General features: G+C 70.8%; 13 protein-coding genes. 7 read left to right on the top strand and 6 right to left on the bottom strand.

Going from position 1 to position 13,196, the window contains the following annotated elements; translation table 11 throughout:
• The first annotated feature begins 36 nt into the window (after window positions 1-36).
• Window positions 37-711 carry an amino acid ABC transporter permease gene (locus GKS42_RS09655; protein ID WP_154793631.1) on the top strand — a complete coding sequence of 225 codons (675 nt, stop codon included), beginning with the start codon at window positions 37-39 and terminating at the stop codon, window positions 709-711.
• Window positions 708-1,598: an amino acid ABC transporter permease gene (locus tag GKS42_RS09650; protein WP_154793630.1), complete on the top strand. Its 891-nt coding sequence runs from the start codon at window positions 708-710 to the stop codon at window positions 1,596-1,598. Before GKS42_RS09655 ends, GKS42_RS09650 begins: the two co-directional genes overlap by 4 nt.
• Window positions 1,599-1,636: 38 nt before the next feature.
• On the opposite strand, the gene GKS42_RS09645 is transcribed toward GKS42_RS09650, so the two are convergent.
• From GKS42_RS09645 to GKS42_RS09625, 5 genes are all read right to left on the bottom strand, one after another.
• Window positions 1,637-2,260: a hypothetical protein gene (locus GKS42_RS09645; RefSeq protein ID WP_154793629.1), complete on the bottom strand. Its 624-nt coding sequence runs from the start codon at window positions 2,258-2,260 to the stop codon at window positions 1,637-1,639.
• A 27-nt stretch (window positions 2,261-2,287) separates the two neighbouring features.
• Entirely contained in the window at window positions 2,288-2,827 is a 540-nt protein-coding gene (locus GKS42_RS09640) for a regulatory protein RecX (RefSeq protein ID WP_232847997.1), read from the bottom strand.
• Between the two features lie 97 nt (window positions 2,828-2,924).
• A complete protein-coding gene (recA, locus tag GKS42_RS09635; protein ID WP_154793627.1) occupies window positions 2,925-3,977 on the bottom strand; it encodes a recombinase RecA in 1,053 nt (350 codons plus the stop codon).
• Between the two features lie 287 nt (window positions 3,978-4,264).
• Window positions 4,265-5,362, bottom strand: a complete 1,098-nt coding sequence (locus GKS42_RS09630; protein ID WP_154793626.1) for a Gfo/Idh/MocA family protein — start codon at window positions 5,360-5,362, stop codon at window positions 4,265-4,267.
• Complete coding sequence (locus tag GKS42_RS09625) at window positions 5,347-6,045, bottom strand: ThuA domain-containing protein (protein WP_154793625.1); 699 nt, start codon at window positions 6,043-6,045, stop codon at window positions 5,347-5,349. The genes GKS42_RS09630 and GKS42_RS09625 overlap by 16 nt, the downstream gene beginning before the upstream one ends.
• 165 nt (window positions 6,046-6,210) lie before the next feature.
• On the opposite strand from GKS42_RS09625, the gene GKS42_RS09620 reads away from it, so the two are divergent.
• From GKS42_RS09620 to GKS42_RS09600, 5 genes are all read left to right on the top strand, one after another.
• The gene (locus GKS42_RS09620; protein ID WP_210769345.1) at window positions 6,211-7,272 is read left to right on the top strand and encodes a LacI family DNA-binding transcriptional regulator; all 1,062 of its coding nucleotides are present in this window, start codon (window positions 6,211-6,213) and stop codon (window positions 7,270-7,272) included.
• Between the two features lie 91 nt (window positions 7,273-7,363).
• Window positions 7,364-8,674 (top strand): ABC transporter substrate-binding protein, encoded by a 1,311-nt coding sequence (locus tag GKS42_RS09615; protein WP_232847996.1) that lies wholly within the window; start codon window positions 7,364-7,366, stop codon window positions 8,672-8,674.
• A 78-nt stretch (window positions 8,675-8,752) separates the two neighbouring features.
• Window positions 8,753-9,715 (top strand): carbohydrate ABC transporter permease, encoded by a 963-nt coding sequence (locus GKS42_RS26780; protein ID WP_154793623.1) that lies wholly within the window; start codon window positions 8,753-8,755, stop codon window positions 9,713-9,715.
• Window positions 9,712-10,587, top strand: a complete 876-nt coding sequence (locus tag GKS42_RS09605) for a carbohydrate ABC transporter permease (RefSeq protein ID WP_154793622.1) — start codon at window positions 9,712-9,714, stop codon at window positions 10,585-10,587. The genes GKS42_RS26780 and GKS42_RS09605 overlap by 4 nt, the downstream gene beginning before the upstream one ends.
• Window positions 10,574-12,610, top strand: a complete 2,037-nt coding sequence (locus tag GKS42_RS09600) for a GMC family oxidoreductase (RefSeq protein ID WP_168217796.1) — start codon at window positions 10,574-10,576, stop codon at window positions 12,608-12,610. The genes GKS42_RS09605 and GKS42_RS09600 overlap by 14 nt, the downstream gene beginning before the upstream one ends.
• Window positions 12,611-12,617: 7 nt before the next feature.
• Here the strand turns inward: GKS42_RS09600 and GKS42_RS09595 are convergent, their stop codons facing one another.
• On the bottom strand, window positions 12,618-13,175 hold the full coding sequence (locus GKS42_RS09595; protein WP_154793620.1) for a GNAT family N-acetyltransferase: 558 nt from the start codon (window positions 13,173-13,175) through the stop codon (window positions 12,618-12,620).
• Window positions 13,176-13,196: the final 21 nt, after the last annotated feature.

Raw genomic sequence — 13,196 nt, 5'->3', positions numbered from 1 at the left:
GTCAGAAAGCCGAAGCAGCGATGAAGGTGGTGTCCGTTGAGCGAGTTCCTCGCCGTCCTCTCGAACTATGACCTGGTTGGCGCGTACTGGCTGAACATCCAGTTGACCTTCTTCGCGGCCGTGGCCTCGTTGGTGATCGGCACGATCCTGGCGCTCATGCGGATCTCACCGATCCCGTCTCTGCAGTTCGCCGGCACCACCTACGTCAACCTGATCCGCAACACGCCGCTGACGATCATCGTGGTGTTCGCGGCGCTGGTCCTGTGGCCGGTGCTGGGCGTGGAGTTCTCGACCGACTTCGCCACCAACTTCTTCTGGCTCGCCGTGCTGGCGCTCTCGGTCTACCACGCTTCGTTCATGTGCGAGGCGCTGCGCTCCGGGGTGAACACGGTGCCGGCCGGCCAGGCCGAGGCCGCCCGGGCGATCGGACTGCCGTTCCTACCCGCGGCGCGGCTGATCATCCTGCCCCAGGCCTTCCGCGGGGCGATCGCTCCGCTCGGCAACACGCTCATCGCGCTCATCAAGAACAGCACCGTCGCCGCGGCGATCTCGGTCCCCGAGATCTCGATCCTGATGAAGGAGATGATGGAGAACGAGGGGAACTACGTGATCCCGATCTTCCTTACCGTCGCGGTCGGCTTCGTCATCATCGTCGTCCCGATCGGGCTCGCCGTGACCTATCTCTCTCAGCGACTGGCGGTGTCCCGATGAGCCGGCAGACCGTCCTGTTCGACGCACCTGGCCCGCGCGCCCGGCGCAACGTCCGCGTGGGCAACTGGGTCGGCGCCGTCGTCGTGATCGGCATCGCCGTGTTCGTGCTGGTCCAGATGAACGCGGCCGGCCAGTTGCGCCCGGAGCTCTGGGCCGTGGTCGTGGATCCGGACTCCTGGCGCTACAACTTCCTACCGGGGCTGCAGAACACCCTCGTCGCCGCGGCATACGCCATCGTGACGTCCGTCGTGTTCGGTCTGCTGTTCGGAGTGGGACGGCTGGCCGCGAACCGGGCACTGCGCTGGTTCAGCGGCGTGGTCGTCGAGTTCTTCCGCGCCGTACCGGTGCTGGTCATGATGGTTGCCGGCTACCAGATCCTCGGTCGCTTCACGGCCGTCAGCGGCACCGCCCAGCTCCTGTTGAGTGTGGTCATCGCCCTGACCCTGTACAACGGCGCGGTGATCGCCGAACTCGTCCGCTCCGGGGTGCACGGCCTGCCGAAGGGGCAGCGCGAGGCCGGACTGGCGATCGGGATGACCCGCGGGCAGTCGATCCGCTCGATCGAGCTGCCGCAGGCACTCATCGCCATGCTGCCCTCACTCGTGAGCCAGTTCGTCGTAATCCTCAAGGACACGGCCCTCGGCTACATCATCGTCTACCCCGAACTGCTGCGCAGCGCCCGACTGCTGGGCAGCGGGGCACCGTTCGCGATCCTGCAGAGCCTGTTCGTCGCCGCACTGATCTTCATCGTCCTCAACTACCTCCTCTCGAAGGTCGCCGAGTTGGTCGCCCGGAAGGTAGGCGGACGCACCTCTGGCAAGGCGCGCGCCAACCCGGCACCCCCGAACGCCGTCACGGTGCCCGCCGTGGGCGGTGGCGGGAGATAGCGCCGGCCTGACGGATCCCTGGCCCGCACGTTCGCGGCTCAGGTCGGGTCGGGAGCGCCGGCGTCGAGGCCACGATCGGCAAGGCCACGATCGGCGAGGGCTCGGGCCAGCAGGTCGGCGTCATGGCCACGCTGGTGCAACCGCTGCCCGACTTCCCGTGCCCGTGCGTCGTTCCCGCGAAGGCGACAGGTGGCGTACTGCACCTCGAGCGGCACCACCGGGACGTCGAAGCGGTGCCACTCGATGTGCTGACGGCTCTCCCAGACTGCCGGGCCAAGGGTCTCCGTCAGCAGCCCCGCGGGCGTCGCGGAGCGGATCCGCGCCACCTCGAGCTTGCGTCCGGCGATCATCCACCGCCCGAACAGCCAGGTCCCGTCCTCGGACGCGACCAACGGGTGCTCCTGGGTGCTCACGAAGTCCTCGAGGCCACGCACTGCCGGACCGCGGGCCGCGAATGCCGCAAGCGCCCGGCAGCCCTGCGCGAACGCGGCGTCCGTGGCGTCGGGGTGGATGAGCACGTCGACGTCGCCGGGCACCAGGTCAACACCGTGCAGCCGGGTGGCGGCGCTGCCGACGAGCATCCAATCCAACGGTCCCTCGACCACCGTCAGGAACGTCAGGAGCGGCTGCGCCCACTCCTCCTCGACCGGGGTCTCGGACACGTGCCTCGGACTCCTCTGCGCCTCGGCTCAGCCGACGCGGTCGTCGGTGTCGACGACGCCCTCTTCAGCGAGCACGCCGTCCACGACCCGGAGCGCGACCGAGGGCGAGTAACCCTTCCGCGCCAGCATGCCGACGAGCCGCCGCCGGCGCTTCTCGTGCTCCAGGCCCACGCTGGATCGAGCCTTGCGCCGGACCAGGTCCCGCGCGGTGGCTTCCTCGTCCTCGGGATCGACGGCGGCCAGTGCCTCCGCCGCGATCTCGGAGTCGACGCCCTTGCGGTACAGCTCCGTGGCCAGGGCGCGGCGGGCCAGACCCCGTTCGGTCCGGCGGGTGCGCACAAGCATCTCGGCGTACTCGACGTCGTTGACCAGCCCGACCTCCTCGAACCGGTCGAGCACCGACGCGGCGACGTCGTCCGGCACGTCCTTCTTCGCCAAGGCCTGCGCCAGCTCGGCGCGGGAGCGCGGCGAGTGGGTCAGGAGCCGCAGCGCGATGTTGCGCGCCACGGACTCATGATCCGGCTCGGGGTCGACGGCCGCGGCACCGGTGCCCGGGGGTTCACCCACCCGGCCACCGGAGCGGCGCCGCGCCTGCCCTGGCTCACCGACCCCGGCCCGGTCCGGCCGGGATCGGCGCTGTTGGAAGGCCATCGGCGCCGTGGGCCTAGAAGTCGACGGCGTTGGCGGGACCGCCGGCGTCCGGCACCACCTCGAGCGGCTTGCCGATGCCGAGCTTCGTCATGATCTTCTTCTCGATCTCCTCCGCCAGCTCGGGGTTGTCCTTGAGGAACCGGCGGGAGTTCTCCTTGCCCTGCCCGAGCTGGTCACCTTCGTAGGTGTACCAGGCGCCGGACTTACGGACGATGCCATGCTCCACGCCGAGGTCGATCAAGCTGCCCTCGCGGGAGATGCCGACCCCGTAGACGATGTCGAACTCGGCCTGCTTGAACGGCGGGGCCATCTTGTTCTTGACGACCTTCGCGCGGGTGCGGTTGGCGACCGCGTCGGTGCCCTCCTTGAGGGTCTCGATACGACGCACGTCGATGCGGACCGAGGCGTAGAACTTCAGCGCCTTGCCACCCGTGGTCGTCTCGGGAGATCCGAAGAACACCCCGATCTTCTCGCGCAGCTGGTTGATGAAGATCGCCGTGGTGCCGGAGGAGTTCAGCGCGCCGGTGATCTTGCGCAGCGCCTGGGACATGAGCCGGGCCTGGAGGCCGACGTGACTGTCTCCCATCTCGCCCTCGATCTCGGCCTTCGGTACGAGCGCGGCGACGGAGTCGATGACCACGATGTCCAGCGCACCGGAACGGATCAGCATGTCCATGATCTCGAGCGCCTGCTCGCCGGTGTCCGGCTGGGAGACCAACAGGGCGTCGGTGTCCACGCCGAGCTTCTTCGCATACTCGGGGTCGAGGGCGTGCTCGGCGTCGATGAACGCGGCGATCCCGCCGGCCTTCTGGGCGTTCGCGACCGCGTGCAGCGCGACCGTGGTCTTACCCGAGGACTCCGGGCCGTAGATCTCGACGACCCGGCCCCGGGGCAGGCCACCGATCCCGAGCGCGACGTCGAGCGCGATGGAGCCGGTGGGGATCACGGCGACCGGCGGGCGGTTGTCGTCGCCGAGGCGCATCACCGATCCCTTGCCGAACGCGCGATCGATCTGGCCGAGGGCGGCCTCGAGGGCCTTGCTACGGTCTGCAACTGGTGCAGCCATGGTGTCACCTTCACTTCGTGTCTCGGGCAGATGCTCGCTGAGCTCCACCGCATGTTTCGGACCAGGGCTGGCCTGTTCAGGGACCCGCCCTCTCCGGGCGGCAACCTGCGACGAAGGCTATGTCCGACCACCGACATCCGGTTCTGGGCACCCACTGGCTGTGGATGACGCAGTTCCGTCCCTCACCTGTCCACAACTCTAGACGAACAGCCGTTCGATCCGAAGTCTGCGGCCCGCGACACGCCGAGCGTGTCGCGATCCACGCTCGGTTCCGCTGCTGCCGGTGACTACCAGGTGTCCGGAGCCACCCCGGCCGGCACCGGTTCCGGCCGGGCCACGGTGGTGCCGAGCGTCACCACCCGCTGGGAGTCCGCTGCCAGCAGCACGGACTCCATGATGTCCAGCACGTGCAGCGCGAGGTCGCCGCCGGCGCGGTGCGGACGATCGGTCTCGACCGCCCGGGCCAGGTCCGCCAGCCCGTAGCCGCGGCCCGCGTCGGCATAGCCGGCGGCCACCGGTACCTGCGTCCACTGCGGTGTCGCGGTCGTGTACACCTCGACCGGCTCGGAGAACCGGTTCGGGTCCGGGACCGCGATGGTCCCGGCGGTCCCGTACACCTCGAACAGCGGGTTCCGGGTGGCCCAGACCTCGAAGCTGACGGTCACCGTCGAGGTGACGCCGTTCGCGTGCTCCAGGAGCGCCGAGACGTGCGTGGCCACGTCGACGTCGATCGCGGAACCGGCCAGCGGGCCGGTGGCGACGGACCGCTCCCGCGTGGACGCCATCGCCGTGCCCGAGACCCTGACCACGGGCCCGAGGAGGGTGACCAGGCTGGTCAGGTAGTACGGGCCCATGTCGAACAGCGGCCCGGCGCCGGGCTGGTAGTAGAAGTGCGGGGCCGGGTGCCAGCGCTCGTGCCCGGGCGCGCTCCAGTGCACGTGCGCCCCGACCGGGTCGCCGATGCCGCCGGTGTCTAGGACCTGCCGCGCGGTCTGGATGCCGGTGCCGAGCACCGTGTCCGGCGCACAGCCGACCCGCAGGCCGCGCTCGGCAGCCGCCTCGAGCACCGGTCGCGCCTGCGCCACCGACAGGGCCAGCGGCTTCTCGCCGTAGACGTGCTTGCCGGCCGTGAGCGCGCGCAGCGCGACCTCTGCGTGCGCCGCCGGGACGGTGAGGTTCAGGACCGCGTCCACTGCGCCGTCGGCCAGCAGTTCGTCCACGGACGCCGCGCGCACCTCGTGCTCGGCCGCGACCGCCCTGGCGCGGCCGGCATCCAGGTCGGCGACCGCGCTCAGACGCAAGCCCGGCAGCCGGCGCAGCGCCTCGAAGTACTGGCCGGAGATGTTGCCGACCCCGATCATGGCGACGTTCAGCGGCTCGCCCACAGCAACCCCCGCTCCACGATGGTGCGCACGTTCGGATCGTCGAGGATTTCGAGGCGGTGGCCGGCGGTGCACACGAACACCCGGCCCGCGCCCCACTCCCGGGTCCAGACCGCGGGAGTGGTGACCGGCCGGTGCCACGGGTCGAAGTCCCGCGCTGCCAGCGTGGTGGTCGCGAGCACGTCGTTGTAGTCGTCGGACAGGACCCAGTACTGCTCGGTGTCCAGGTCGAAGTCGCTGAGACCGGCGACGATCGGATGGTCGGCGCGGTCCGGCACGATCGAGATCGTGTACGGCAGATAGTTGTCCGACTGCTCCCCCGGCAGCTGCTCCTTGGGCGCCCTGGGCGGGTGGTGGGCGAACTGGCCCCCGACGAGGTGGAGGTAGTCGGCGCTGTTGCGGTAGGAGTCCGCGATCCCGCCGTGCCACCCGGCCAACCCGGTGCCGGCACGGACCGCGCCGATCAGGCCGGCGAGCTCCTCCGGCTCGATCGTGGTCATGGTGTTCGTCTGCACGATGAGGTCGACGCCGCCGAGGTAGGACGCGTCCGCGTAGACGGCGGTGGACTCCTCGACCCGGACAGTGAAGCCCTCAGCCTCGAGGAACGGGATGACCGAATCCGTGGTCTCGACGGGCTGGTGGCCGTCCCAGCCGCCGCGGACGATGAGGGCCGATCTGTCTGCCATGGGTATTCCGTGTCCTTACATGTGGTGTGCCGGTCGGCGTCGAGCGGCGGAAACTTGCGCAACTTCTGGGATCCACTTCGACTCACGGAAGCATGTCACGTCTATTTCCCGCCATCAAGGGTCAACCCCTAGGCAATACGTTGCGCAACTGTTAACCTCCCGATCGTGCCCACCGTCACCCTCGCCCAGGTCGCCGAGCGCGCCGGCGTGACCGTGCCGACGGCGTCGAAGGTCCTCAACGGCCGGACCGACGTCTCGGCCGCCACCCGCGCCCGGGTCCTGGCCGCCGTGGCCGAGACCGGGTACCGGAGCCGGCGCGCACACGGGGCTGCTCGCGCGGACGATGAGAGCGGTCTCATCGACCTGGTCATCAGCGGTGTCGAGGGCACCTGGGCGAACCGGGCCCTGTCCGGCGTGGAGTTCGCTGCGAACCTCGTCGGGCTGGACGTCGTCGTGACCGTCGCCCGGCCGGCAGCGGATCGGGACTGGGCCGCGCGCCTGGTCGCACGGCGCTCGAGCGGGGCGGTGCTGGCCCTGGTCGAGCCGACCCCGGAGCAGTACGCCGCCCTCGACGTGGCCCGGATCCCCGTCGTGATCCTCGACCCGCGGTCGGAGCCTCCGGCGGCGGTCCCGAGCGTGGGCGCCGGCAACTGGGCCGGGGGCCGGGCCGCCGCCCGGCACCTGCTCGAGCTGGGACACCGGCACCTGGGCGTGATCGCCGGTGCCCCGGACCACCTGTACGGCCGCGCGCGTGTGGACGGCTTCGGCTCGGCGCTGCGCGAGCACGGGCTCGAGGTCCGGGATGCCGACGTGGTGCACGCGGACTGGTCCTACGCGGGCGCGCTGGCCGCGGCCATGACGCTCCTGGACCGCCCGGACCGCCCGAGTGCCGTGTTCGCGTGCTCGGACAACATGGCGCTCGGCGCCCTGGAGGCTGCCCGGCGACTCGGCGTCCGCGTTCCCGGTGACATGTCCGTGATCGGTTACGACGACGCCCCGGAGGCTCGGTGGACCTCACCCCAACTGACCACGATCCGCCAGCCGGTCGCCGAGATGGGAGCGGCCGCGCTGCGGATGCTGCTGCGGGTGCGCGGCGGTGCCGACACCGTCGTCGGTGACGGCCACACGCCTCGCGAGGAGCTCGCCACCCGCCTCGTGGCCCGGGGCAGCACGGCACCCTGGCCCACCACCGACCATCCACACCGGACCGGGAAGGAGGACGGCTAGACAACCAGGCACCCTCCACGCCGAGGGTGGTCCGCACGTTCAAGGATGAACAAGCGGCAGGCGATGACGCCGCCGCAAGAAAGGACCCGACATGTCAATGCGTGCTTCGAAGGCGGCACTGAGCCGCCGTGGATTCCTCGGCGTTGCCGGCGGTACGGCCGCCGTCTCCGCCCTCGCCGCGTGCTCCGGTGGCGGTGGCTCCGGCGGCGGTGGCGGCGACACCCTGAAGTTCTGGAACATGCCCTGGGGCGGTACCGAGTTCAACCCCAGCGACAAGGAGATCACCGAGGCCTACGAGCCGGCGGACGGCCTGCCCTCCGCCGTCTACCAGGAGATCCAGTGGGCGAACTTCACCCAGACCTTCTCCTCGGCCGTCGCCTCGAACACCGGCCCCGCCGTCAGCTCGGGTGGTGGCACCCAGGCGTTCCTGTTCGAGTCGCAGGGCAAGATCGCCTACGCCGACGACCTCCTCGAGAGCTGGAAGTCCAACGGCCTCTATGACGACTTCCTGCCCGGCCTCATCGACGCGATGAAGGTCGAGGGCGGCTACGCGGCCGTCCCGTACAACCTCGACATGCGGGTGCAGTGGTACAACACCACGCTCCTGGAGCAGGCGGGCGTCGAGCCGCCCACCGACTGGCCGAGCTACCTCGAGGTGAGCGAGGCACTCAAGGGCATCGGCGCCTACAGCTTCGGCGTCGGTGCGGGTTCGGGCAGCTTCACCGGCAGCCACATCATGACCAGCTTCATGATCAACAACGGCGGCGGCCTGTTCAACGCGGACCAGGAGCCGGACTGCGTCACCGACGCCAACATCGAGGCGATGGAGTTCGTCCTCGAGATGGTCGCCAAGGGCTACGTGGACCCGGGTTCGGTCACCTACACCAGCGACAACGTTCAGACCCAGTGGAAGGACCGCCGGTTCGCCATGGGCTGGGACGGTGCCGGGCTCGCAGCGAACGTCGGCGGCGACGTCGCAGCGGAACTCGCGGTCAACAGCCCGCTCGTCGGCCCGCACGGCGACTTCGGCGCCCTCTACTTCCCGAACAACATCATGATGTACACGAACACCCCGAGCCAGGAGGGCTCGGAGGCCTTCCTGACGTACTACTACCAGAACATGGCGCCGCTCTGGACCGAGCACACCGGGATCGGGCTGCCCCCGCTGAGGTCGATCGCGGACACCCCGGAGTTCCAGTCCGACGTGAACGCGGTCAAGATCATCGAGGAGTGGCAGCCGATCTCGCGGACCTGGGGTGCACCCGGTTCGGACGCGCTGTTCCTCGGCGTCACCGACGTCGACGGGACTCCGGCGATGGGGACCTTCACGCAGCAGATCCTGTCCGGAGGGGCCACCGCCGTGGACGCGCTGACCACGCTGCAACAGGCCCTCGAGGGCTGAGCCGAACCGGGGCCGTGCCGGCGCCGCACCGCCGGCACGGCCCCCGCCGCACACCGCACCTGTCAACGAAGGAGTTGCATGTCAACCGATTCCGTGGCGCAGTCGCTGCGCCGCGCGCGCTCGGGAGTCGGCGTCGCCGGCGCCGGCCGCCCGCCGGGCACGCGCCCCAAGCGCGTCCTGAGCCCGCGCAACGTGACCATGCTCGCGCTGGTCCTACCCTCGATCCTCCTGGTCCTGCTGCTGAACGCCTACCCGGTGCTCTACGCCGGCGTCCAGTCCGTGCGGGACGGGGACCTGATCTCCGCCGGGGACTTCGTCGGCCTGGCGAACTATCAGACCGTCCTGTCCGACCCGGTGTTCTGGCAGGCGGCCCGGTTCACCCTGGTGTTCACGCTCGTCGGGGTGTTCGGCAGCTGGGCGATGGGGATGGGGCTCGCCCTCCTGCTCCGCCGCCGGATCCCGGCCGGCGGCCTGTTCAAGGTGCTCCTGCTGCTCCCGTGGGTGGTCCCGGTGGTGGTCTCGGCCACGTCCTGGAACTGGCTCGTGGCCACCCCGCAGAGCCCGTTGCCGATCCTGGCCGACGCGCTCGGCTTCGGCCGCGTGCTCTTCCTCGCGAACCCGCTGCTGGCCCAGATCACCGTGTGCGTCTTCAAGGTCTGGATCAGCTTCCCGTTCATGATGATGATGATGGGCGCCGCGCTGGCCGCGGTGGACAACAACGTGTACGAGGCGGCCCGGGTGGACGGTGCCAGCGGCGCCCAGCTGCTGCGCACCATGACCCTGCCGCTGACCGCGAAGTCGACGTTCATCAGCTGGATCCTGATGACGATCTTCTGTGTCAACGACTTCCCCACCGTCTTCCTGCTGACCGGCGGTGGCCCGGTGAATGCCACTCAGACGTTGGTGGTGCAGGCCTATCGCACGGTGTTCCTCGACTTCGAGACCGGGCCCGGCGTCGCGATCGCCTTCCTGATGACGGTCGTGCTCGTGGTGATCTCTGTCGTGCTGTATCGAAGCGTGAAGAAGGTGGACATCGAATGAGCGCTGCAACCCTCCCCCGGACCTCGCCGAAGGCGGCCTCGCGCCGCCCCACGGCCACCGAGGCCGAACTCCGCGGGCGCTGGTGGCGCTTCACGGTGCTGCTCGTGGTCACCGCGATCACGATCGTGCCGATCGTCGCCGTGGTGTACCTGTCCCTGCAACCAGCCCTGGGCAGCGCGGTCACCGCCCCGTTCACGTTCGAGAACTTCGCGAACGTGTTCGCCGGGACGAACGTGCTGCTCTGGCTGCAGAACAGCATGGTGGTCACGCTGATCACCGTGGTGATCGCGGTGTCCGTCGCGGCCCCGGCCGGGTACGTGCTCTCCCGGGGCCGGAGCAAGCTGGTCTCGGGGTACTCGTTGCTGCTGTTCGTGATCCAGTCGCTGCCGATCGTGACCGCGGTCATCCCGCTGTTCATCCTGTTCGCGCGACTCAATCTGGTGGACAGCCTGACCGGGGTGACCATCGTCTACGTCGGCTCGACGATGTCCGTGGCGATCTGGATGATGGCGGCCTACTACGACTCGATCCCGATCAGCCTGGAGGAGGCTGGCTGGATGGACGGGGTCAGCGTGTTCGGCGGGTTCGTCCGGATCGTGCTGCGCAACTCCCTGCCCGGGGTGCTGTCCACGGCGATCTTCGCGTTCCTGCTGAGCTGGAACGACTACCTGATCGCCACGGTGTTCCTGCGGTCGGACTACAACTACACGCTCCCGATCGGGGTGCAGACCTTCTTCCAGCAGAACTCGACGAACTGGGGCCTGGTGATGGCCGTCGCGGTGGTCATGATGCTGCCGCCGATCATCGTGTTCGGGGTGCTGAACAAGTACTTCAGCGTCGGTGGCATCGGGGGTTCCCTTGCCGGGAAGTGACGCTCTGAGGGCGGCCGTCGACCGGGTCATCCCGGCCGACGACTGGCCGGGCGGCTGGGCCGGTGGCGTCCGAGAGCACCTCGCCTCGCCGTTCGTCGAGGAGCCGGCCCGCGCGGTCCTCGCCGATCTCGCCACGGGTCTCGACGCCCTCGCCCGGTCCCGCGGCGCCACGGGGTTCGCGGCGCTGCCGCCCGCGGACCAGGACGAAGGGCTGGCGGCAGCGCAGGCCGACCCGGCCCTGGCGCCGGGCTTCGCCCTGCTCCGGCGGCTGTGCTGGGAGGGGTACTACGCGGCGACGGCGGGCCGCTCGCCCGCGGGGCTCGCGATGGTCGGCTTCCGGGCAGTACCGCCCGGGGTGGTGCCGGTCGAGCCGGAGGCTCCCGCCTCGGTCCGCATCGACGAGGTCCGACGGCGGTACGACGCCATCGTGGTCGGCAGCGGTCCGGGCGGTGGTACCGCCGCCCGGGTGCTCACCGCGGCGGGCCGGCACGTCCTGCTCGTCGAGCGGGCGCCGGCCCGTCGCAACGCCGAGCTGCGCGGCGATCACCTGCGCGGCAAGCGGAACGCCGTGTACTCCCCGACGGTCGGGCCCGGTCCCGGGTACCCGCGGGAACTGGATACCGCCGCCGGGCCGATCGAGGTCGACGCGGCGACCGACGCCGGCTTGTACGGGCTGAACGCCGATGTCCTCGGCGGCGGCACCCGGGTCTGGCAGGGCATGGCGTGGCGGTTCCTGCCGGAGGACTTCCGGATGCGGCAGGTCTACGGCAATCCCGAGGGCGCGAGTCTGGCGGACTGGCCGGTGGACTACGCCGAGCTGGAGCCCTACTACGCGCGGGCCGAGGCCGAGCTGGGCGTCAGCGGCGCCGAGGGCTCACTCACCGCGCGGACGCCGCGCTCGGGCGGCTACCCGATGCCGGCCATGGGCACCGAGCCCGCTCGCGAACTCCTTGCGCGCGCAGCGGAGGACCTCGGGTGGGGCTGGGGACCGATCCCGCTCGCCCTGAACAGCGTCCCGCACGCCGGCCGCCCGGCCTGCGTGCGGTGCGCGCAGTGCGTGGGCCACGCCTGTCCCGTCGACGCGAAGAACGGGGCGCACAACACGGTCATCCCGCTCGCGCTCGCCACCGGACGCTGCGACCTGCTCCAGGACGCCGAGGTCGTCGAGGTCCGCGACGGCCACGGCGCTGCCGGGGTCACCGTGATGGTCGGCGCATCGGGACCGGCGCCGGTGGCGCTGGACGTTGCCGCGGACGTGGTGGTCGTCTCCGCGGGCGCGGTGGAGACGCCCCGGCTGCTGCTCGCCTCGGGCCTCGGCAACGACCAGCTCGGTCGGCACCTGCACGACCACCGGTTCGTGAGCATCCTCGGCACGGTCGACGAGCCGGTCAAGCCGTACGTCGGCCCCGGCCACAGCATCGCCACCCTCGACCACGTGCACGCGGCCACCGTCCCGTGGGGTGGCGGCGTCCTCGTGGACCTGATGAGCCTGCTGCCGCTGACCTCCGCGGGCTCGCCCGCGGAGGGCGTGCCCGCGTGGGGTGCCGGTCACAAGGAGTGGATGCGGACCGGCCGGGCGCATGTGTTCGGGGTGTTCGGGATGGGCCAGGAGATCCCGGTCGCGACGTCCCGGGTGGGCCTGAGCCCCCGGGTCCGGGACCGGTGGGGACGCCCCGGCGCGATCCTGCGCAAGGACGTCCACCCGGCCTCGCTGGAGATCGACGACGGCATGGCCCGCGAGGGTGCGACGTGGCTGAGCGCGGCCGGCGCGGCGGGCGTGCGCCGGCTGGTCGGGACCGCCACGGCGTCGGCGGCCGGCGAGCACTCGTGCGGCACCGCACGGATGGGCACCTCGCCGCAGACGTCCGCGACCGATCCCTACGGTCGCCTGCACGGGGCGCGCCGGGTGGTCGTCTGCGACTCCTCGCTGCATCCCACGAACGGCTCCGTGAACCCGACGCTGACGATCATGGCGAACGCGTTCCGGGTGGCCGAGCACCTCGTGGCGCACTGGCCGGCCTGACATCTCGTCAGCCGCGCAGGCCGACGCAGTCGTGCTCCCAGAACACGTCCGCGTACACGAGCGCCCCGGTCATCCAGTCCCGGTACGCCGGCAGCGTCACCACCTGGAACGCTGCCGGCGGGATCCGCACCGAGGGCGCCGTGAAGCCGCGGGCGGCACCCGGGACGAACCCGAGCCGCGGGTAGTACCCGGGATCGCCCTCGAGGAAGACCGCCGGCAGCCCGAGATCCGCCGCCGCCGCGAGCGCCGCCCGCACCAGGGCCGTCCCGACCCGTCGCCCCTGGTGCGACGGCGCGACCGACAGCGGGCTCAGCACGCCGACCTCCACGAGCTCTCGTGGTGCGTCCAGCCAGGACCGGGTGATCAGCACCTGCCCGACGACGTCGCCGGCTGCCTCCGCGACGAACGCGAGAGCGTCACGCCCGCACGTCCTCGAACGCAACGCGCTCTCGAGGGCGGCGACCCGCTCGCCCTCGCCGCCGAAGGCGGCCCGGATGACGTGCCCGACGGCGTCCCGCTCGCCCGGTCGCTCGCGGCGGATCTCGGTCGATGCGTTCGGTTCCACCCGCGGCACGTTAGGTGCCCG

Source organism: Occultella kanbiaonis, from assembly GCF_009708215.1.
Taxonomy (GTDB): domain Bacteria; phylum Actinomycetota; class Actinomycetes; order Actinomycetales; family Beutenbergiaceae; genus Occultella; species Occultella kanbiaonis.
Note: the sequence above shows the minus strand (reverse complement) of the source record. Positions and strands in the feature narration are given on the sequence as shown.

Bases quoted from the DNA above. Each gene is read 5' to 3' on its own strand.
- GKS42_RS09605 (WP_154793622.1), top strand. From the start codon at position 9,712: ATGAGCGCTGCAACCCTCCCCCGGACCTCGCCGAAGGCGGCCTCGCGC.
- GKS42_RS09650 (WP_154793630.1), top strand. From the start codon at position 708: ATGAGCCGGCAGACCGTCCTGTTCGACGCACCTGGCCCGCGCGCCCGG.
- GKS42_RS09615 (WP_232847996.1), top strand. From the start codon at position 7,364: ATGTCAATGCGTGCTTCGAAGGCGGCACTGAGCCGCCGTGGATTCCTC.
- recA (WP_154793627.1), bottom strand. From the start codon at position 3,977: ATGGCTGCACCAGTTGCAGACCGTAGCAAGGCCCTCGAGGCCGCCCTC.
- GKS42_RS26780 (WP_154793623.1), top strand. From the start codon at position 8,753: ATGTCAACCGATTCCGTGGCGCAGTCGCTGCGCCGCGCGCGCTCGGGA.
- GKS42_RS09625 (WP_154793625.1), bottom strand. From the start codon at position 6,045: ATGGCAGACAGATCGGCCCTCATCGTCCGCGGCGGCTGGGACGGCCAC.